General features: G+C 71.6%; 12 protein-coding genes and 1 pseudogene. 5 read left to right on the forward strand and 8 right to left on the reverse strand.

Translation table 11 applies throughout. From position 1 onward, the window contains the following. Window positions 1–586, forward strand: a pseudogene (locus JE024_RS13160) (hypothetical protein). 61 nt (window positions 587–647) lie between these two features. On the opposite strand, the gene JE024_RS13165 reads toward JE024_RS13160, so the two are convergent. Then, window positions 648–2471, reverse strand: coding sequence for a phosphoenolpyruvate carboxykinase (GTP) (locus JE024_RS13165; RefSeq protein WP_205373775.1), 1824 nt, complete (start codon window positions 2469–2471; stop codon window positions 648–650). A gap of 256 nt (window positions 2472–2727) precedes the next feature. Here JE024_RS13165 and trhA point away from each other — a divergent pair, with 256 nt between their 5' ends. Both trhA and JE024_RS41925 read left to right on the forward strand, forming a co-directional pair. Beyond that, window positions 2728–3405 carry a PAQR family membrane homeostasis protein TrhA gene (gene trhA / locus JE024_RS13170; RefSeq protein WP_205373776.1) on the forward strand — a complete coding sequence of 226 codons (678 nt, stop codon included), beginning with the start codon at window positions 2728–2730 and terminating at the stop codon, window positions 3403–3405. 196 nt (window positions 3406–3601) lie between these two features. Continuing rightward, window positions 3602–6619, forward strand: coding sequence for an ABC transporter substrate-binding protein (locus JE024_RS41925; RefSeq protein WP_205373777.1), 3018 nt, complete (start codon window positions 3602–3604; stop codon window positions 6617–6619). A 75-nt stretch (window positions 6620–6694) separates the two neighbouring features. Here JE024_RS41925 and JE024_RS13180 read toward each other — a convergent pair whose 3' ends face one another. The 5 genes from JE024_RS13180 to JE024_RS13200 form a co-directional block, all read right to left on the reverse strand. Continuing rightward, window positions 6695–9079, reverse strand: a complete 2385-nt coding sequence (locus JE024_RS13180; RefSeq protein ID WP_205376523.1) for a galactose oxidase family protein — start codon at window positions 9077–9079, stop codon at window positions 6695–6697. Window positions 9080–9260: 181 nt separating this feature from the next. Beyond that, window positions 9261–10556, reverse strand: a complete 1296-nt coding sequence (locus JE024_RS13185) for a glycosyltransferase (RefSeq protein ID WP_244882821.1) — start codon at window positions 10554–10556, stop codon at window positions 9261–9263. Next, window positions 10553–12232, reverse strand: coding sequence for an ArnT family glycosyltransferase (locus tag JE024_RS13190; RefSeq protein WP_205373778.1), 1680 nt, complete (start codon window positions 12230–12232; stop codon window positions 10553–10555). Before JE024_RS13190 ends, JE024_RS13185 begins: the two co-directional genes overlap by 4 nt. Further along, entirely contained in the window at window positions 12229–13500 is a 1272-nt protein-coding gene (locus JE024_RS13195) for a glycosyltransferase (protein ID WP_205373779.1), read from the reverse strand. The genes JE024_RS13190 and JE024_RS13195 overlap by 4 nt, the downstream gene beginning before the upstream one ends. A 175-nt stretch (window positions 13501–13675) precedes the next feature. Continuing rightward, entirely contained in the window at window positions 13676–15694 is a 2019-nt protein-coding gene (locus JE024_RS13200; RefSeq protein ID WP_205373780.1) for a thioredoxin domain-containing protein, read from the reverse strand. Between the two features lie 776 nt (window positions 15695–16470). Here JE024_RS13200 and JE024_RS13205 point away from each other — a divergent pair. Then, window positions 16471–17046, forward strand: coding sequence for an AfsR/SARP family transcriptional regulator (locus JE024_RS13205; protein ID WP_205373781.1), 576 nt, complete (start codon window positions 16471–16473; stop codon window positions 17044–17046). Here JE024_RS13205 and JE024_RS13210 read toward each other — a convergent pair. After that, on the reverse strand, window positions 17008–18726 hold the full coding sequence (locus JE024_RS13210) for a peptidoglycan recognition protein family protein (protein WP_205373782.1): 1719 nt from the start codon (window positions 18724–18726) through the stop codon (window positions 17008–17010). The two genes, JE024_RS13205 and JE024_RS13210, sit on opposite strands and share 39 nt — an antisense overlap. After that, complete coding sequence (locus JE024_RS13215) at window positions 18726–19304, reverse strand: peptidoglycan recognition protein family protein (protein WP_205373783.1); 579 nt, start codon at window positions 19302–19304, stop codon at window positions 18726–18728. The genes JE024_RS13210 and JE024_RS13215 overlap by 1 nt, the downstream gene beginning before the upstream one ends. Before the next feature lie 487 nt (window positions 19305–19791). Between JE024_RS13215 and JE024_RS13220 the strand changes: the two genes are divergently transcribed. Continuing rightward, window positions 19792–21066 carry a PhoX family protein gene (locus JE024_RS13220; RefSeq protein WP_205373784.1) on the forward strand — a complete coding sequence of 425 codons (1275 nt, stop codon included), beginning with the start codon at window positions 19792–19794 and terminating at the stop codon, window positions 21064–21066. Window positions 21067–21136: the final 70 nt, after the last annotated feature.

Below are 21136 nucleotides of genomic sequence, written 5' to 3' on the forward strand. Positions count from 1 at the left end.
CTGCGCTACGCCGGGTCGCGGAAGAACCTGACCGGCTCGGCGCTCGGCCTGGTGGGTCTGGGGCTGACGTTCACCGGACTCGCGGGCGCCTACTGGCCGTTCGTGGTGGCGGGGCTCTACGGGGCGGGCGCGCTGCTCGCGCCGCCGGAGCGGCCGCCCGCGCCCGTCTTCCCGGCTCCGGCCGAGCATCCGGACGCGCTGCGCGAGGACCTCGCCGCGCTGCGGGCCCATCTGGCGTCGGCCGGTCTGCCCGCCCCGGCGCGGGCCGGTCTCGACGAGCTGACCGGGCTGTTCGCCGCGCTGCTCGCGCCGGGCTGGACGGCCGAGGTGCTGATCGCGGACCCGGAGGCGATGCACACGCTCCGCAGGGCGGTCCGGCAGGACGTGCCGGAGGCGGTGGACGCCTATCTGCGGACCCGGTGGTGGACGCGGGCCGGGCGGGGACGGGGCGGTGCGTCATCTGGACCGCCAGGTGGCGGCGCTGCGCGCGGAGGCCGGGAGCCTGGCGGCCGCGGTGCACGAGGCGGCGGCGCGGCGCCAGGAGATCCACACCCGCTACCTGGAGGAGCGCGGCGGGCGCGGGTGAGCGGCCGGGAACGGCGGAAGGCCCCGGAGCGGTGTGCTCCGGGGCCGTTTGCCGACCGGGGTCAGCCCAGGCGTGCGACGAGGGAGCGGTACTCGTCCCACAGCTCCGCGGGCGTGTGGTCGCCGAAGGTGTTGAGGTGCTCGGGGACCAGGGCGGCCTCCTCGCGCCAGACCTCGGTGTCGACCTTGAGCAGGAAGTCGAGGTCGTCGTCGGAGAGGTCGAGGCCGTCGGTGTCGAGCGACTCGCGGGTCGGCAGGACGCCGATCGGGGTCTCGACGCCCTCGGCGCTGCCGTCCAGGCGCTCCACGATCCACTTCAGCACGCGGCTGTTCTCGCCGAAGCCGGGCCACACGAACTTGCCCGCGTCGTTCTTGCGGAACCAGTTGACGTAGTAGATCTTGGGCAGCTTGGCGGCGTCGGCCGAGGCGCCGACCTTGACCCAGTGGGCCATGTAGTCGCCCATGTTGTAACCGCAGAACGGCAGCATGGCGAAGGGGTCGCGGCGCAGCTCGCCGACCTTGCCCTCGGCGGCGGCGGTCTTCTCGGAGGCGACGTTGGCGCCGAGGAAGACACCGTGGTTCCAGTCGAAGGACTCGGTGACCAGCGGGACGGCCGAGGCGCGGCGGCCGCCGAAGAGGATCGCCGAGATCGGCACGCCCTTCGGGTCCTCCCACTCGGGCGCGGCGATCGGGCACTGCGAGGCCGGCACGGTGAAGCGGGCGTTGGGGTGGGCGGCCGGGGTGTCGGACGCGGGCGTCCAGTCGTTGCCCTTCCAGTCCGTCAGGTGGGCGGGCGCCGTCTCGGTCATGCCCTCCCACCAGATGTCGTTGTCGTCGGTGAGGGCGACGTTGGTGAAGACGGCGTTGCCCCAGAGCGTCTTCATGGCGTTGGCGTTGGTGTGCTCGCCGGTGCCGGGCGCGACGCCGAAGAAGCCGGCCTCCGGGTTGATCGCGTAGAGGCGGCCGTCCTCGCCGAAGCGCATCCAGGCGATGTCGTCGCCGATGGTCTCGACCGTCCAGCCGGGGATCGTCGGCTCCAGCATGGCGAGGTTGGTCTTGCCGCAGGCGGACGGGAACGCGGCGGCGATGTAGCGGGACTCGCCCTGCGGCGGGGTCAGCTTGAGGATGAGCATGTGCTCGGCCAGCCAGCCCTCGTCGCGGGCCATGACGGAGGCGATGCGCAGGGCGTAGCACTTCTTGCCGAGCAGGGCGTTGCCGCCGTAGCCGGAGCCGAAGGACCAGATCTCACGGGTCTCGGGGAAGTGCGAGATGTACTTGGTGGAGTTGCACGGCCACGGCACGTCCTGCTCGCCCTCGGCGAGCGGGGCGCCCAGCGTGTGCACGGCCTTGACGAAGAAGCCGTCGTCGCCGAGCTCGTCGAGGACGGGCTGTCCCATGCGGGTCATGGTGCGCATGGAGACGGCGACGTAGGCGGAGTCGGTGATCTCGACGCCGATGGCGGAGAGCGGGGAGCCGAGCGGGCCCATGCAGAAGGGCACGACGTACATCGTGCGGCCCTTCATGGAGCCGCGGAAGACGCCCTTCTCACCGGCGAAGATCTCCTTCATCTCCGCGGGGGCCTTCCAGTGGTTGGTCGGGCCCGCGTCCTCCTCCTTCTCGGAGCAGATGAAGGTCCGGTCCTCGACGCGCGCGACGTCGGTCGGGTCGGAGGCCGCGTAGTACGAGTTCGGGCGCTTGACGGCGTCCAGTTTCCGGAACGTGCCCTTGGCCACCAGCTCCTCGGCGAGGCGCTCGTACTCCGCCTCCGAGCCGTCGCACCACACGATGCGGTCGGGCTGGGTGATCGCCGCGATCTCGTCGACCCAGCGGATCAGTTCCTGGTGGTTGGTCGGGGCGGTGCCGGGAGCCGCGTTGTCGCGCGCCACGATTGCTCCTAAGTGAGGGGTTTGTAGGTTGTTGCCCCGTGGGGGCTGCGACCCGGACGCTTCGTAGGCGCTCATCCGGTGCCGACCGCACTCATCTGATGATCGGCGTCGGACGCCCATATGTCCAGAGGGCCTCTCACCTGAGCATGCCCATCTGTGCGTGAGGATCGCCACATGTGCGGGCGTGTCGCGCCGGGCAGGTGAGCGCCGCCACACGGCTCCCGTCGCCTACGGTCGCGTAGGTAACATTCCGGCTATGACGTCAGCCGCACTCGAAGCGACCGAGAACGCCCTCCAGCAGGTCAAGCCCCGGCTCCGCGGCTGGCTCCACGCGGGCATGTTCCCCGCCGCCCTGGTGTCCGGAATCGTGCTGACCGTCCTCGCCGACTCGACCCGCGGCCGGATCGCCTGCGGCATCTTCGCCCTCACGGCCTGCCTGCTGTTCGGCGTGAGCGCGGTCTACCACCGCGGCACCTGGGGCCCGCGGGCGACCGCCGTGCTGCGCCGGCTCGACCACGCCAACATCTTCCTGATCATCGCCGGCACCTACACCCCGCTCACCCTGCTCCTGCTCCCCGACTCCACCGGGCGGGTCCTGCTGTGGGCGATCTGGGCGGCGGCCGCGGCGGGCATCGCCTTCCGGGTGTTCTGGGTCGGCGCCCCTCGCTGGCTGTACACGCCCTGCTACATCGCGATGGGCTGGGCGGCGGTCTTCTTCCTCCCCGACTTCATGCGCAAGGGTGGCATCGCCGTGCTCGTGCTGGTCGTCGTCGGCGGTCTGCTCTACAGCGCCGGCGGCGTGATCTACGGGATGAAGCGCCCCAACCCCTCGCCGCGCTGGTTCGGCTTCCACGAGGTCTTCCACTCGCTCACGCTGGCCGCCTTCGTCGTGCACTACGTGGGCATCTCGCTCGTCGCCTACCAGCACTCCTGAGCCGCCCCGCGGCACCGGCGGGCCCCGCATGCGCCCGCGGGCCGGGCACCGCCTCAAAGGACGGCGGAATCAGCCCCGTCGACCCGGGCGCCGGGCGGGTCCGATCTGATGTAATCGCCTCTTGACGACCCCGCGGGGGCGGGGTCAGAGGCGGGGGGCGGCGTTGCAAGCGCTGGATGCGGCAGATCCGCGGCAGGTGGGGCGGTATCGGATCCTCGCGCGCCTGGGCGCGGGCGGCATGGGCCGGGTGTACCTGGGGCGTTCCACCAGCGGCCGGATGGTCGCCGTCAAGGTGGTGCGCGACGAACTGGCGGGGGAACCCGACTTCCAGCGACGCTTCGCCCGCGAGGTGGAGGCGGCCCGCCGGGTCACCGGCTTCTTCACCGCGGCCGTGGTCGACGCCGACCCGACCGGGTCCCCGGCCTGGCTGGCCACCGCCTACGTCCCCGGGCTGCCGCTCGACGAGGCGGTACGCGCCCACGGGGCGTGGCCCCGGCCCTCCCTGCTCGTCCTCGGCGCCGGACTGGTCGAGGCCCTGGAGGCCATCCACGCGGCCGGGCTGATCCACCGCGACCTGAAGCCGTCGAACGTGCTGCTCTCCGGCGACGGCCCCCGGGTGATCGACTTCGGCATCTCGATCGTCGCCGAGGCGAGCGCCCTGACGCAGACGGGCATGGTGATCGGCACCCCCGGCTTCATGTCGCCGGAACAGGTGATGGGGCAGAGCGTCGGGCCCGCGAGCGACGTGTTCTCGCTGGGCGCGGTGCTGGCCTTCGCCGGCACCGGGACGAGCCCCTTCGGCACGGGCGCCGCCCACTCGGTGAACTTCCGCGCCGTCTACCAGGACCCCGAGCTCCAGGGCCTGCCGCCGGACACGGACTTCGTCCGGCGGTGCCTGCACAAGGACCCGGCGCAGCGGCCCGCGCTCCCCGAACTGCTCGCGGAGTTCGGACGGCTGCTCCCCGACACGGGCGGCCACACCCTCGCGGGCGGACTGCCCGAGGCGATGAACTGGCTCCCCGCCGCCGTGGCCTCGGCCGTCGCCGGCCGCGACGGGAGCGCCCTTCCCGTGCCCGCGTCCGACCCCCGGATCGACCTGGGCAAGCGCCCCGGGGAGCGGACGCCCGCCCCGCGTCCGGCCCCCGCGGCGGACCCCGCCCCGGCGCCGGGCCCCGTCCCGGACGCGGCTCCCGCCGACGCGACCCCGCCGCCTCCCTCCCCCGCCGTCGCGACCCCGCCGCCCGGCCCCTCGGCGGGGACCACGCCCGCGCCCTGGCCCGGCACCACCCGGGCGCAGGGCGATCCGGCGCCGCCGTCGCCGCCGCCCTCCTTCCCCCCGCCGTCGGTCCCGCCGCACCTGGTGAGCGGGCCGGTGACCCCGTACCCGGCGTCGCCGAAGCGCCCCGGCGCCGACGGCCCCGCCCGCGCCCGCCGCCGGATCGCGGCGATCGCCCTCACCGTGGCCCTGGTCGCCGGCGGCGGCGTCACGGGTGTGGTGCTGAAGATGCGGGCCGACGACAAGAAGGAGCAGACGCAGGGACAGGGCGACGGCAAGGGCGACGCCACCCCGGCGAAGGGCTTCGACGCCGCCGTCGGGCACGTCGTCAACGCCTCCGACAAGAAGGGCGGCACGCTGCGGCTGGTCAGCTCCCAGGACGCCGACTCCTGGGACCCGGCCCGCTCCTACTACGGGTGGGTCTGGAACATGCAGCGCCTCTACACCCGCACGCTGCTGACCTACGCGCCCGAGCCCGGCGGCAAGGGCCTCGAACTCGTCCCCGACCTGGCCGAGGCCCAGCCCGAGGTGTCCTCCGACGGCCGGACGTACACCCTCACCCTGCGCTCCGGTCTGACCTACGAGGACGGCTCCCCGATCACCTCCGCCGACGTGAAGTACGGCATCGAGCGGGTCTTCGCCCAGGACGTCCTCTCCGGCGGGCCGATCTACCTCGTGGAGAAACTGGACCAGGACCAGAACTACCCCGGCCCCTACCGGGGCGGCTCGACGGGGCTGAAGTCGGTCGAGACGCCGGACGACCGGACGATCGTCTTCGAGCTGGCCGAGGCCGACTCCCAGTTCCCCTATCTGCTCACCCTGGGCGCGACGGCCCCCGTCCCCCGGGCGAAGGACACCGGGAAGGACTACGGGGCGAAGCCCGTCTCCTCGGGCCCCTACCGGTTCGAGAGCTACGAGCCGGGGCAGCGGCTCCTCCTCGTCCGCAACGAGAAGTGGGACGCCGCCACGGACCCGCTGCGCAAGGCGCTGCCGGACGAGGTCGAGCTGACCGTCACCAGCGACCCGGAGGCGGCCGACGCGCGGCTGCTCGCGGGCGACGCCGACCTCGAAGCCTCACAGACCGGTCTCTCCCAGCAGTCGGTCATCAAGGTCCTCGGGGACGAGAAGCTGAAGGCCGACGCGGACAACCCCCACAGCGGCTACCTCCGCATGGTCACGATGGTCTCGAAGACCGCTCCGCTGGACAACGCGGACTGCCGCAAGGCGCTGGTGTACGCGACCGGCACGGACAATCTGCGGTCGGCGCGCGGCGGTCCGTCGTTCGGCTCGCTGCACGGCAACACGCTGCCGCCGACGCTGCTGGGCGCGGACTCCTACGACCCGTTCGGCGTGGCGAAGGGCAAGCAGCAACTCGACAAGGCCGCCGAGGCGCTGAAGGCGTGCGGGAAGCCCGACGGCTTCACCGTGAAGGCGGCCGTGCGCGGCGAGAACGTCAAGGACGTGACCGTGGCGACCGCGCTCAGGAACCAGCTCAAGGCGGCCGGCATCACCCTGGAGATCGAGGAGTTCGACGACTTCGGGGCCTACTACAACCTGATCGGCTCGCCCTCCACGCAGAAGAAGAAGAACATCGGCGTGCTGATCCTGGGCTGGGGCGCCGACTACCCGACGGGCGCGGGCTTCCTCCAGCCCCTGGCCGACAGCCGCCAGCTCCGGCCGAGCGGCAACTCCAACTACGCCCAGATCGAGGACCCCCGGATCGACGAGCTGTTCGACAAGGCGGCGGCCGAGACCGACCGGGCCGCGGCGGGCCGGATCTACCAGGAGATCAACCACAAGGTCACCGACGGGGCGTACTACCTGCCCGTCGTCGCCGACAAGACGGTCGCCTACCGCAACCCGCGGCTGACCAACGTCTACGTCCACCAGGCGTTCAACCTGATCGACATCCAGGCCCTGGGCACCGGCGGCTCCTGAGACACCGCGGCACCGGGCCCGGCGCACCCCGCGGGGTGTGCCGGGCCCGGTGGTGTCCGGTCCGGGCGCGGGCGGTCACCGCCTGCGCAGGTCCCCCTTCCCGCAGGCCGTGCCGTCGCGGTCCGGGTCGAGCCGCAGCGGGTCGTCGCCGCCGTTGACCCGCAGCCGGCCGTAGTCGTGGTCCGCGAGCCACCGGCAGCGGGCCGCCGTCGTCGGCTTCACCGACTCCGGGAACACCGTCGGCACGCAGACACCGGCGCTGCCGTAGTGGCGGTCGCAGCCGGCGATCGCCGGGTCGACCGGCACCGAATCGCGCTTCTTCAGCTTCTTCCGGGGCGCCTTGGCCAAATCGTCGGCGAACTCGTGCACATGCGCCGAGGGCGCGTGGTGCCCCGCCGACGAGCGGGCCATCGCCGCCGGGCCGCCGAGGCGCACCCACTCGGCGACGGACGGGATCCCGTTGGCGTCGACCGCGAAGAGCATGTACCAGCCGGGCGGGGCCAGGTTCGGGTTGCTGGTGACGTTGAGGTCGACGTTGTTGCCGTCGACGCTCAGCGGCAGGTCCACGAACCGCTGGTTCGGGTCGGAGGAGTGGGTCACGGCGGCCGGGCGGATCAGCTCCGCCTTCGCGATCGGCCGGTCCACGGTGATCCGCTGGGTGTCGCCGTACGTCCACTCCCCGTCGATGACCGAGGTGATCCGCGGCCGGGGCCCCTTGAGCAGGTACGGCGGCGTGTAGACGGACACGTTGTGGTTGTAGGTGCCGTTGCCCGGGTTGTCGCCGACGGACATCACCCGGCCGTCGGGCAGCAGGAACGACGACGAGTGGTAGCCGCGCGGGATCGGGTCGGTGGCGAGGCCCGGCTCGTAGGTGTCGGTCGCCGGGTCGAAGAAGGACGCCTCGTAGACCGGGTCGGCCCGGTCGTGGAGCGCGCCGCCGGTCTCGAAGACCTTGCCGTCGGGGAGCAGGACGGCCGAGACGTACATCTTGCCCTCGGCGCCCGTCTGGGGCCGCCTGCCCTGCCCCTGGTCGACCTCGCCCTGCGGGATCGGCGGCCCGTGCACATAGGCCGGGTTCGGCTGCTTGAGGTCGATGATGTCGGTGAAGCGGTTGGCCACCGGGTTGGTCTCGTTGTTGCCCCCGCCGATGGTCAGCACCCGCTGGTCCTGGGCGGGCGGCAGCAGCACGCTCGCCGACTCGTCGCGCTCGTCCTTCGCCCGCAGGCCCGGGACGTCGGTGACGGTGTTGGCGTCGTAGTCGTAGATCGAGGCGCCGGTGCCCGGGGTGCCGTTGCCGAAGGTGTGGCTGCCCGAGTAGAAGAGCCGGCCGTCCTGCATCAGGATCATCGCCGGGTACAGGCCCCAGTACGACCAGGTCTGGTTGACCTCGTTCATCGGCAGCCACTTGTTCTGCGCCGCGGAGAACTTCTCGGCGGTCACGTTGCCGGTGGAGTCCTCCTTCAGGCCGCCGAAGGAGATGACGTCGCCGTTGCCGAGGATGGTCGCCGACGGGTACCAGTGGCCGCCGTTCATGTCGTTGGTCCGGATGTAGCTCTCGGTCTCCGGGTCGAAGACGAACGAGTCCTTCAGGCCCTGGTAGCCGATGGTGCCGTCCGCGGAGGGGTAGCCCTTGTTGCCGGACATGATGAGGATCCTGCCGTCCTGCAACTGCACGTGGCCCGCGCAGAACATGTCGACCGGTGTCGGGATGGTGCGCCAGGTGCCGTCCTCGGGGTCGTAGACCGCGGAGGTGAAGGTGCCCGCCTCGAAGAGCGACTCGTCGTTGCCGGAGCCGGCGATCACCAGCACCTTGCCGTTGTGCATCACGACCGAGTGCATGGAGCGCACCGGGTTCTGCACCGGGAGCACGTCCCAGCGGCCCTTCAGGCACTCCTCGGGGGTGCCGGTGCACTGCGGCTCGGGCGTGGGGACGGACACCTCCTCCATCACGTAGTCGTCGGTGGTGACGGATCCGGTGCCGTAGACGGAGACGCCCCAGGCGATCTTGTCGGTGCCCGGCGGCACGGCCGGGGTGCGGACCTCGGCGCGGGCGTAACCGGCGCTGACCTCCAGCGTCTTGAGGTCCGTCCAGTACTGCCAGCCGGCCGTGGTGTCGCGCCGGAAGAGGGTGACGGAGACGTCGGGCGTCGTGGACTTGTACCAGAGCGAGAGGTCGTACTGCCGCTCCGGCACGACGGTCGGCGCGCAGGCGGTGTTCTCGGTGATCAGCGCCTTGCGGTCGCCGTCGACGCGGCGGGTGAGCGAGACCTTCATGGCCTTGGTGCCCGAGTGGGCGTCGGCGACGGTCTGGAAGGAGTAGTCGTTGTCGCCCCAGCCGGACTGGGACCAGCAGGCGGGCATGGTGCCCGTGCCGGCGGTCTCGAAGCCGGGGTTGCTGATCAGGTTCGGCGGGCCGGCCTGTGCCGACTGCGGCACCGACACCAGCAGGGCGGTCGTCATGGTGGCGACGGCGAGCAGCGCCGTCCGCCGTCTGCGGCGCAGCCAGTTCCTCGGCGGTGGTGACATGGGAGGTTTCCCCTTTCGTGCGGGTGACGGCCGGGGCCGCCGGCGGTACGACGGGTGCGGGTGGCCCGCGCCGGTCACGGCGCGGGCCGGGAGGCGGGAGCGGCGCGCGCTCCGGCTACGGCGCCGGCGAGGCGGCGGTGGCCGCCGCGTCGGCCGGGAGCGGCGCGGGGGCCGGGACCGGCGCGGGGGCGGCCGCGTCGGCCGGGACCGGGGCCGGGCCCGCGGCCCGGCCGGCCTTCCGGCCGCGGTCCCGTGCGCGGCCGGGGAGGTAGACCAGGGCCTCGGTGGCCGCGAACCGCACCACGAACGTGGTCAGCAGGGCGAGCGCGGTGGCGGGCAGCACCGTCATCCCCAGCTGGGCCACGAACAGCGCGATCAGCGGGATGCGCAGCAGCAGATCGGCGTTGGCCAGCAGCGCGAAGCGGCCCAGCCGGTCCGCCCAGTGCCGGTGGTGGCGCCGGTCCCGGAAGAGCAGCACCTCGATCAGCAGGAAGTTCCAGAGCACGCCGAACTGGTTGGCCACGATCTCCGCCGGGAGGTAGTGCATCCCGGCGCCGGTGAACAGATGGAGCGCGAGCAGGTTGGGCACGAAGCCGGTCAGCCCGATCAGGCCGAACGCGACCATCCGGGCGGCCGCCGACGCCGTGCGCAGCCCGGTGAGGTGGGACAGGAAGCGCAGGCCCTCCCTGGCCGTCGACTTGGACTCGCCCGCGAAGCGGTCCTGGAAGACGAACGGCACCTCCGTGACCGTCTCGGGGCGGCAGCGCACGGCCAGTTCCAGCAGGACCTTGTAGCCGAGCGGCTTCAGTCCGTCCGCGTCGACCACACTGCGCCGGATGGCGAAGAAGCCGCTCATCGGGTCGCTGACGCCGCGCAGCCGGCGCGGGAAGAGGCCCTTCGTCAGCCAGGTGGCGCCCCGGGAGACCGCGACGCGGTAGCCGCCGGCCAGCCCCTCGCGGCTGCCGCCGCGGATGTAGCGGCTGGCGACCACCAGATCGGCGGAGGCCCGCTCCCCGGCGGCCACCAGCTCCGGCACCAGGGCGGGCGGGTGCTGGAGGTCGGCGTCCATGACGACGATCCACTCCGAGCCGGCCCGCCGCATGCCCTCGACGACCGCCCCGCCGAGCCCCCCGACGGGGTCCTCGCGGTGGATCACCCCGACGGGGAAGGGGCAGTCCTGGGCGGCGTCCCGGATGACCTCGGGGGTGTCGTCGGTGGAGTCGTCGACGAAGAGGATCTCGGGTGCCAGCCGGGAGGGCACCGACTCGGTGAGGCGGCGCAGCAGTTCGCGGATGTTGGCGGATTCGTTGAAGGTCGGCACCACGACGGTGACGGCGCCCGGTTCGGCGACCTGGGCGGTGCTCAGGGCGGGGTCGCCGAGTTCCTCGGCGCTGGTGCGGGGGGTGGTCACCGTTCACCTCCGGCGGCGGTGACGCGGCGGATCTCGACGCGGTCCTCGCCCGCGCCGAAGACGGCGACCGGCCGCGAATGCTCCAGTGCCGCCTTGACGTTGGGCAGGTCGACGGCGTCACGGCGCACGGTCGGCGACGAGACGACGTAGTCGATGTCCCGCCAGCCGCGCGGCATGGTCTTCGTGACGGCCGGGTCGAGGTCGGCCTTGTAGAACCAGATCACCCCGGTGCCGGGGGTGAAGCCGTCGTGCACCAGGTCGAGCCAGAGGGCGTCGTCGACGAGCACCCGGGTGTCCGCCGGGTTCTCGACCTCGTTCTGCATCCACGCGGCGGCGGCCCGGTAGGGCGCGTTGGCGTCGACGGTCAGCGCGTCGCGGTTGCCCTCGTACCAGTGCGGTGCGACGAAGCCGAGGGCGGCGGCGGCGAGCAGCGCGGCGACACCCGTGCGGATCCGGCGCTCGGTGCGGGGCGTGGCCGCCCGCCGGACGGGGCGCCGCAGCACGGCGTGCGCCACGCTCGCCGCGCCGCCGGCCAGCACCAGTGCCAGGAAGGGCAGCGCCTGGATCACGTACATCGCGGGGAGGTAGCCGGAGGGCCGCATCGCGACGACCGCGAGGATGGCGACCACCAGCGACGGCCCGGCCAGCGCACGGGCGGTGACCGACCAGCGCAGGGTGAGCAGCAGCAGCGCCGCACCGGCCAGACCGCCCACGGGCAGCACGGTGTCGTAGTAGAGCCAGGAGCGCAGCACGCCGTTGGAGCCGGAGCCGGCGTCCAGGATGAAGCCGGAGCCCGGGCGGCTCATCTGGTAGGCGATGCCGTCGATCAGCGACACATGGCCGGGCCCGGGGAACAGCTCGCTCTTCAGCATCGCGTACAGCGGGTACGACAGGCCGATCAGCACACAGGCCGTGATCGCGCCCGTCACCGCGAACTTGCGGGTGTCGCGGTGGCTGTGGCGCCACATGGTCACCAGCAGCGCGGGCAGCACCAGCAGCATCGTCTCCTTCGTCAGCACGGAGACGGCGGCCGCCAGTCCGGCGGCGAAGTGGTGCCACAGGTGCCGGCTCGGGGAGGCGGCCAGGCAGAACGCCAGCAGCATCCACATGACCGCCAGGTTGTCCAGGAAGAGCTGCCGCTGGAGCACCACCGACAGCGGCGAGAGACCGAACAGCGCCATGGCGAGCCCGGCCGCCCAGCGCGGCAGGAACAGCCGCCGCGCCAGCACGTACACCAGCACCGCGCAGACCGCGCCGACCGCGAGCATCGCGAGGCGCATGGTGGCGACGGTCATCGTCTCGGGCGCGATCAGCGAGGGGATCCAGGTCAGGAAGGCGATCTGGATCCAGCCGAGCGGCGGGTGGTCGTACCAGTAGGTGTAGTGGGCGAGGCCCTCGCCCTGCTGGACGGCCCACGCCTGGGCGAGGTAGGTGCCCTCGTCGTCGCTCAGCGTCGGGAAGTTGCCGATGTTCCAGCCCTGCACGACGACGATCACGCAGAGCAGCGCCCCGCAGAGCAGCAGATCGGGCCGGGAGTGCCGGAAGCGCACGACGGGCCGGACGAAGCCGGGCGGCGTGACGGGGCCGCGGGACCGCTGCGCGGGGATGGAGACGGCAAGGGTGGAACCGCTGCCCGCCTTGGTGGTCTCCGGAACGGGCGGAAGGGTGGTGGTCACCGGCGGGCGTCCTCTCTGGCGTCGGTGCGGTCGGTGAGGTGCGCGCCGACGTGGCTCGTCAGCTCCCATTCGTTGCGGCCCCGGTACTCCCGCCAGACCGCGCGCACGGCGGCCCCGGCGAGCAGCATCTGGTAGAACGGGCCGCCGACGATCAGCTTCACGTAGTGCGCGAACCGGACCCGCAGGCCGTACTGCACCCCGAAGTCGTGCAGCCCGACCACCTCGAAGACGAAGGTGACCATGGCCGTGATCAGCGGCAGGAACGTCACGATGGCGACGGCGGCGGGCACGTCCAGGAAGAGCGCGATCCCCACGTTGAGCGGGATGATCACACCGGAGAACGCCTGGAGGAACGGCGTCATCAGGGTGTAGCGGGCGAGCATCCGCTGGCCGCGGCCGGGGAGCTGCTTCCAGTCCTTCTTCCGGTACACCTGGAGGAAGCCCTGGTTCCAGCGGGTGCGCTGCTTGAGCAGGCTCATCAGGGTGTCGGGGGTCTCCTCGCGGGTGACCATGTCGCTGTCGTACGCGACGACGACCTTCTTGCCCACCGAGGAGAGCCGCACGCCCAGGTCGCAGTCCTCGGCGAGGCAGTCCGGGTCCCAGCCGCCGGCGTCGCGGAGCACCTGGGTGCGCACGAAGACGGTGTTGCCGCCGAGCGGGATGAACCCTTTCTGCGCATGCAGATGCAGCCGGCTGCGGAAGTAGAAGAAGTACTCCAGGCAGTTGCGCAGGCTGTACCAGCTGGAGTGGAAGTTGATGAGCTGCACCCCGCCCTGCACCACGTCCGCGCCGGTGGTGGTGAAGGCGTGGTCGACGTGGGCGAGCAGCTCGGGGTGGACCTGGTCCTCGGCGTCGAAGACCCCGACGACGTCGCCGCGGCAGTACGGCAGCGCGGTGTTGAGCGCCTTCGGCTTGTTCTTCTTCTCGTGGTGGTCGGTGACCACCCGCACCCTGACCGGGTCCCGGGCCGCCGCGCGCTCGGCGCACGCGGCGGTCTCCGGGTCGTCGTGGCCGACGATGACGATGATCTCGAAGTTGGCGTGGCCGGACTCCAGCAGCCGCTCGACGGTGTGCTCCAGGACCGCCTGCTCATGGCGGGCGGGCAGCAGCAGCGAGAACGACAGCCCGCCGGTGCCGTCCGGCCGGTCGAAGCGGGTGGAGGCCAGCGTCTCCGGCGTACGCCAGGCGTGCATCTGCCACCACAGCGTGAACGCGGCCATCCAGAACAGCGCCATGGAAATGGCGACGACGATCACCGATACGAGCACGAGCCCCCCTATGGCCCCCTGCGCGCCGCGGCAAGGACCCCCCTTGGCCTCCGGCACGCACGACTTCCCCCACGCACGCACCCCCCGGTACGCGCGCCGACTGCGGGTCGTTCAGGACGATAGGGGCGGAGGATTGCGTTCCGGTGCTCCCGCGTTAAATTCCGCCGGTTCGGGCTCAGTTGGTGAGCTTTCGGGCAAGTTCTGCTTCGTCTGTGGTCGGTGCCTCGCACACGAATGCGCGGCAGACGTACGCGGCCGGATTCCCGTCCACCAAGGGCCTCGACGCCAGCAGCGGGAACTCGTCGCCGTCCGGCTCCCCCACCGCGACCACCGCTCCGGGCGCGGTCGCCAGCAGGGCCCTGTGGTGAAGCTCACCACGGCGCGCGTCCCCGCGGGGCCCGACGACCGCGACCTCCCGGGGCCCGTCCAGCAGCGCCTCCGCGACCGCGAGCCCCCAGCCGATGAACCGCGGCGCCCGCGGCCCGAGGGCCTTCACCACGCCCAGCGCGCCCTCCGCGGCGCCGCGGTGGACCTCCGAGCCGGTGTGCGCCGCGTACGACAGCAGCGCCCCGGCCGCGGCCGACCAGCCCGAGGGCACCGCGTTGTCCGTCGGGTCCTGGGGCCGCCGGATCAGCCGCTCCGCGTCGTGCGCGGTGTCGTACAACTGGCCGCCCTCGCCGGTGAACCGGTCGATCACCATGTCCAGCAGGAAGCCGGCGAACTCCAGCCACACCCCCTCGCCGCCGACGGCAGCCAGCGCGAGGAAGCCCTCCGCCACGTCCGCGTAGTCCTCCAGCACCCCGGCGCCCGTACCGGCCCTGCCGTCCTTCGACGTCCGGTGCAGCCGCACCCCGCCGGCCCCGAAGTCCATGTGCAGCCGCACCAGCAGGTCGGCGGCCTCGGTGGCGCGCTCCACCAGGTCGGGGCGGTCGAAGTAGGCGCCGGTCTCGGCGAGCGCGGCGATCGCCAGCCCGTTCCAGGCCGCCACCACCTTGTCGTCCCGGCCCGGCCTCGGCCGCGCCTCCCGGGCCGCCAGCAGCCGCGCCCGCAGCTCCGCGTCCGGCTCCCCGGCCGGCAGCCGCAGCACCGACGCACCCTCCTCGAAGGTGCCCTCCTCGGTCACCCCGTACAGCTCGGCCGCCCGCGCCGCGTCCTGTTCGCCCAGCACCTCGCGCAACTGCCCGGGCGTCCACACGTAGAACGCGCCCTCGGCGTGCCCGCCGTCCGCCGTGTCGCTGTCCGCGTCCAGCGCGGAGGCGAAACCGCCCTCGGCGGTGCGCAGTTCGTTCACCATGAAGTCGGCGGTCTCCAGCGCGATCCGCCGCGCCAGGTCGCTGCCGGTGGCCCGCCACAGATGGGCGTAGACGCGGCAGAGCAGCGCGTTGTCGTAGAGCATCTTCTCGAAGTGCGGGACCACCCACTCCCGGTCCACCGCGTAGCGGGCGAAGCCGCCGCCGAGCTGGTCCCAGATCCCGCCGCGGGCCATCGCCTCGCCCGTGCGGACGGCCATCTCCAGCGCGCCCTCCGCCCCGGTGCGGGCGTGGTGGCGCAGCAGGAACTCCATCACCATCGACGGCGGGAACTTCGGAGCCCCGCCGAACCCGCCGTGCTTCTCGTCGTAGTCCCTGGCCAGCCCGAGCAGCGCCTGCGCGAGCTCGTCCTCACCCGGCACCCCCTGACCCCCGTGCGCGAGGGAACGCGACGCCAGGTCCCCGGTGATCTTCCGGGCCACCTCGGCGACCTCCTCCGGCCGCCCGGTCCACGCCTCGCGCACGCCCTCCAGCACCTGCCGGAACGACGGCATCCCGTGCCGGGGCTCGGGCGGGAAGTAGGTGCCGAAGTAGAACGGCTCCCCCTCGGCGGTCATCCACACCGACATCGGCCAGCCGCCCTGCCCGGTCGCCGCCTGCACGGCCTCCATGTACACGGCGTCGACGTCGGGCCGCTCCTCGCGGTCCACCTTGATGCTGACGAAGTGCTCGTTCATGTACGCGGCCGTCTCCGCGTCCTCGAAGCTCTCGTGCGCGAGCACATGACACCAGTGGCAACTGCTGTACCCGACGCTGAGGAACACCGGCACCCCCCGCCGCCGCGCCTCCTCGAAGGCGGCCGGCTCCCACGGCCACCAGTCGACCGGGTTCTCGGCGTGCTGGAGGAGGTACGGGGACGTGGCCTGCGCAAGTCGGTTCGCCATGCCCCCATCCTCGCGCACCCGGCCTCCGCCCCGCCCGTGCGCCACCGGGGTGGCGTTCGGGCCGCGGAGGTCGAGAAGCGGCGGCGGCGTCTGTCCGACGCGGACTCGATGGATGAGCCGCCTGGGACCTGGGCTTTTGCTCTGTGCCGAAAGCGTCTGTCCGTGCCGACGCCCACGTGTGAGGGTGTCCTGCAGGCGATCAGCGCGGGGCCACATGCCTGCCGGTCCCCGCCGGTTCAGGAGCCGGCGGGCAGCCCGGAGGAGTGGTCACATGGGCCGCGGAGGCAGGCTTCCAGGGCTTGTCCGAGCGGCGCAGGGCGGGTCACCTCCCGTCGGCGGCTACGAGAACGGCGCGTCCGTGTCCCCCGTCAGCAGTTCGACGATGCCGTACCCCGCCCACGCCGCGGCAGCCGATCAGCCACACCGTTACCAAGGGCGGTTGCGGCCGGATGCACGGAGTGACCCGGCCGCAACCGCGCATCGCCGATCAACCCCCGCGCACCAACAGTGTTCTGAGCCCGACCATGATGGACGAGAGGCACACATGTTGAAGGTATCCGTCCTGGGACCGCTGGAAGTAGCCGTCGCGGGGAATCAGGTGCCCGTCACCGCCCAGCGCGCGGCGCGGTGTCTGGCGGCCCTGGCCTTGGCGTGCGGAAAGCCGGTCAGCGTCGCACACCTGGTCGATTCGGTGTGGGACGGCGGCACCGCAGACGGCCGGGGCTCAGCTCCAGACAGTGGTGTGGCGGCTGCGTACGTCCCTGGCGGAGGCAGGATTGGCGACCGACACCATCGCCCGCCGGTCGGGGGGATACCTACTCCCGGAGGACGAGTTCACCACCGACCTTGCTCAGTTCCGGCGCGAAGTGAGGTCGGCCCGCGTCGAACTCGGCCGGGACCGCCTGGACGAAGCTGCCACTCTCCTGCGCTCGGCTCTCGGCCGCTGGCGCGGGCCCGCCCTGTTGGGCATCGGGGGCGGGCCCGTACTGGCCGCGTCAGTCGAACGGATCGAGGAGGAGCGCTGCCGCACCCTTGAGCAGTGCGCCCGGCTGGACTTGCTGCGCGGGAGACACCACGCGGTCAACGCGGAGCTGCGGGAGCTGGTCGGGCTGTATCCGCTGCAGGAATCCCTGGCCTGCACCCTCGCGCTTGCGCTGTACCGGTCGGGGCGTCAAGGAGACGCACTCGGCGTGTTGCGCCGGCTCCGGGAGCGTCTCCAGGACCGGCTGGGCTTGGATCCGGGCCGGGAATTCATGACGGTCGAGCAGGCGATACTGCGGCAGAGCATCAGCTTCTCGGCCACCGAGAACCGACTAGAACTTCGCCAGATTGAGCGCGCGCTGGAGGGCTGATGTGGTGGCGACGCCCCAACTGCCGTCCACCGGCAGCCCGGCACCGGTCATCCGGTTGAGGTAGCTCTGCAGGGCCTTGACCGAAGCGGTGCCGAAGTCGCCGTCGACGAGGAGTCCGGCGTCGTGCCGGAGGTTGAGATGCGACTGCAGCGCCCGCTTGGACGCCGGCCCCCAGGAACCGTCCACCGTGGCGCCTGTGACCCGCTGCACGGAGCGGATGGTGGCAGGCCCGAACTCCCCGTCCACGGTGAGCCGGGCGCCGAAGTCCAGGTAGGTATTGCACGCCTCCTCGGTCTTCGAACCCCACATCCCGTCATCCGCCACGCCGATGAGTCTCTGCAGCCAGCACACCCCGGCGTACGTGAGCGGTCCGAAGACTCCGTCCACATCCAGCGGAGGGCGGTGGCCCAACCTGTTGACGGTCCGCTGCTGGTAGCTGACCGGCCGGAGGTCGGTGGTGCCCCGCCCCCCGGATCCGGAATGACCCAGGTGGGTCAGGTAGGCCGACTCGGTGGACGGTCCCCAGATACCGTCATCATCAGCGCCTACCCGACGCTGCAGCCACTCCACCCCGGCCACGGTGAGCGGCCCGAAGCTGCCGTCCACGTCGAGTCGTGGGGTGTAGCCCAGGCCGTTGACAGCCCGCTGCTGACTGGCGACCGAGCGAACGATGCCGCTGTCCTGGGACTGGCCGGTGTGGGCGAGGTAGGCGGCTTCGGTGCCGGGCCCCCAGGAGCCGTCGTCCGCGGTGCCGACCTTGCGCTGCAGCCACATGACTCCAGCCTCGGTGAGGGGCCCGAAGATGCCGTCCACCGTCAGCGCCGGCACATACCCCAGGCCATTGACGGCACGCTGCTGACCGGCGGTCGAACGGACCGACGTCTCACCGCCGGAGTAGCCCCCGACGTAGGCGAGGTAGGCGGCTTCGGTGCCGGGCCCCCAGATGCCGTCGTCCGCCGTGCCGACCTTGCGCTGCAGCCACATGACTCCAGCCTCGGTGAGGAGCCCGAAGATGCCGTCCACCGTCAGCGCCGGCACATACCCCAGGCCATTGACGGCACGCTGCTGACCCACCACGGGCCGGTGGATGACGTTGGGATAGCCACCGCCCCCTCCGCTGCCGCCGCCGACGCTGTTTCCACCGCTGGAACCGTCCACGACTTCGAGGGCGGTACCGGGCATACCGTCCTCGACCCATTTCCGCAGGGTGTTACCGGGGCACTGCGTGCCTTCCAGCGCACCGTGATACGTGGCGTCCAGCGTTCGGCCCATCACTTCGTTGGCCTTCTCGTACATGCTCTTTACCGCTTTGACGACTCTGTCCGCGATTTTGCCGGTAAAATCCGACAGCATATCCTCATCGGTACCGATGACACATACGGCGATATGCGTCGTATTATAGTTCGGCGTATGAGCCCCTTTCATGTGCCAGCCGCGGGCCTCGTAGACCCTGCCCGCGACATCAATCATGAAGTTGTAGCCGATGTCATCCAGATCCTTACCGTCCATCATGTAGTCCTGGATTTGCCTGACGGTCTGACTGGAAGGCGCTCCGCTGTAGTGGACGACGAAACCCGTCCGCTTGCTGGACGGAACCGGGACGAGGGGCTGCTTGGGCTCCCTGGCCCCCCACTCCGCCCGCGAGGCGATGACGATCTTCAGGAGAAGGGGGAGTGACATCAGTTTTCCTCACCGGATCGCTGGGGCAGGACGATGGAACCGCTCTCGACGGCTTGACGCAGTCCGTCCCCGGGGCTGCCCGACGCGCTGCCGGGGGGGACCAGTTCGGCGCCTGCGGCGAAGTGGCCTTCAAGGCCCGCGAGATACGTGTTGAGGCTGTTCATCGCGTCGATCAGCGCGTCGGTCGGTGAATCCTGGACGCCGATCAGCGCGCACACCGCGTAGTACCTCATGTTCCCACCGGGGATCGGCTCGTTGGCGAATGGCCGCACCAAAACCCCGCGCCCCTCGAAAACCACCCCGTGCACACAGACCAGATAGCTGTGGGAGATATCGGGCTCTGCAGGCAGCTTCTCGACGCCGGCCACCGACATGTCGGCTTTCTGAAGGCCCCGCACCAGAGTGAAGCAGCCGCTGTGCGCAGCGGGGGCCACACGGTCCTGCCCAAGGCAGTGAATTACCACACCCCCGTTCACCGGCATCCAGCTCGACGGAGGGTGTGGGTCCGGTGCGACCGCACCCCAATCGGACCGTTCCACCATCTCAAAGGGTGGAGATTCCGGCTCGTAGATCGCCATATACGTCCTCACGGGCTTTGGTCGGCATTCAGGTGGACCTTCGACAATCGTCTCAGCACGCCCTCTCCCGCACCTCTCACCGCACTCTCACCGCGGCATCCGGAATTCCGATTCCCGTCGAGAGCCGAACGAGAGTGAATGGATAGCCGAAGGTGGTCGACAGCGGCAATGATGTCCGTGTCGATGTTCTCTGCACAGGGAGGTCTTCTTGCCGGCCATATCGCGACGCAAGGCCGTGGCAGCGGGTGGGGGAACGGCTGTCGGTATGCTCTGCGCTCCTTCGGCCTCCGCGCTGGACCGGCTCGTCGGCCGTTCCGCCACCGGTTTTCCGAACGGGGTCGCCACTCCTGCCTCGGGCTACACGATCACGGTGCTCGCCACCACACCACCGGGCAGCGGGGACTGGGAGAGCCTTGCCTGCCTCCCGGCGCCGGTGAAAGGTGGGGCGGGTTCGCAGTTCCTGGCTGTCGGCCATGCGCCGGCACGAGTGAGCTCACCCGCGGAACTCGCGCGGTACCTGGCGAGCCCGGCGATCTCCTTCCTGACCGGAGGCGTAGTCGACGGAGACCTCACCCGGAACACGAGGACAGCGCTGTCGGGACCGCTCCGAGAGGACGCTTCCCGGCTCCTGTCCGGCGCACCGCCCGCGGGGCTGCTGGGCAGCGGCCCGCTGGCGAGCACTCCCTGGGGCACGCTGCTGTGCGCGGACGGCACCAGCGGTGCGCACTTCGGCACGGCGGACGCCCGTTGGCGGGCGAACGAAGCGCATCGGCGCTACGGCGTGGGTGCGGGTGGAGCCGATGACTGGAGCCGGCTCGACCAGCGCTTCGAGATAGCGCGCAACGAGCAGTCGCCTCATCACTTCGGATGGGTGCTGGAGAGTCCGGCGTCCCAGGGCACGTGGGCCGGACAGCCGACGAAGCGCACCGCACTCGGCCGGATGCGCCACTCCGGTCTGGCTGCGACCGCCTCGCGGGGGCACGCGGTCGTCTATGCCGGGGACGGCGAACACGGCGAGTACCTCTACAAGTTCGTCGGCAGCAGGAGAACCGAAGGGGCACTGGACCACGGAGTGCTGCACGTCGCCCGGCTCCATCCGGACGGCAGCGGCGAGTGGCTGCCTCTGGTACACGGGCAAGGGCCGCTGACCCCTCGGCACGGCTGGAAGAACCAGGCGGACGTGCTGCTCCGTACCCGGCTCGCGGCGGACGGCGTCGGTGCCACTCCGCTTCCGACCCCCGGCAGGATCGCGGCCAGTGGAACGAGTGGAGAGGTGCTCTGTGCGCTGGGACGCCTCAGTGAGGCGGGCGGGTGCGAGGCGGCAGGCGGCGGCGCTCGGTCCCGCGCCACCTCGGTTCCCTTGCTACCACTTGCCGGGAACGTGCTGCGACTGCGCGAGGAAGGCCGCGATCCGGCGGCGACCGACTTCCGCTGGTCCGATGAGGAACTGTCCGGACGAGGCCTGCGGAAGGTGTCCGCCAGGGCGGGGACGCGGGCGTCCGGTGTCGTACGGGATCTGCATTACGGCCCTGGTGGCGAGCTGTGGGCCGTGGTGGCCGACGACGGGTCGTCCGACGACGCACTGCTGGTCGTCGACACCGCCGATGGCCCGGCCCGGTGTGTGGTGAAGGCAGAGCAGGGCGTCCTGTTCACCGCGGCTGCGGTTGCCACGGACGGGCGTCAGTCATTCATCGCCGTCCGTACCGTCGGGACGGACCGGCGATCGGTGGTGCTGTCCGTCCGGGGGCGCCGGTCGGCCTGACATGGAAGGCGGGACGCCGGCCTGCGCCGCCGTTCCACGTCCCGACGACGTTTCACGTACTCCTCACCCC

This window comes from Streptomyces zhihengii, from assembly GCF_016919245.1.
Classification (GTDB): Bacteria; Actinomycetota; Actinomycetes; order Streptomycetales; family Streptomycetaceae; genus Streptomyces; species Streptomyces zhihengii.

Bases quoted from the DNA above. Each gene is read 5' to 3' on its own strand.
- trhA (WP_205373776.1), top strand. From the start codon at position 2,728: ATGACGTCAGCCGCACTCGAAGCGACCGAGAACGCCCTCCAGCAGGTC.
- JE024_RS13180 (WP_205376523.1), bottom strand. From the start codon at position 9,079: ATGACGACCGCCCTGCTGGTGTCGGTGCCGCAGTCGGCACAGGCCGGC.
- JE024_RS13200 (WP_205373780.1), bottom strand. From the start codon at position 15,694: ATGGCGAACCGACTTGCGCAGGCCACGTCCCCGTACCTCCTCCAGCAC.
- JE024_RS13210 (WP_205373782.1), bottom strand. From the start codon at position 18,726: ATGTCACTCCCCCTTCTCCTGAAGATCGTCATCGCCTCGCGGGCGGAG.
- JE024_RS13215 (WP_205373783.1), bottom strand. From the start codon at position 19,304: ATGGCGATCTACGAGCCGGAATCTCCACCCTTTGAGATGGTGGAACGG.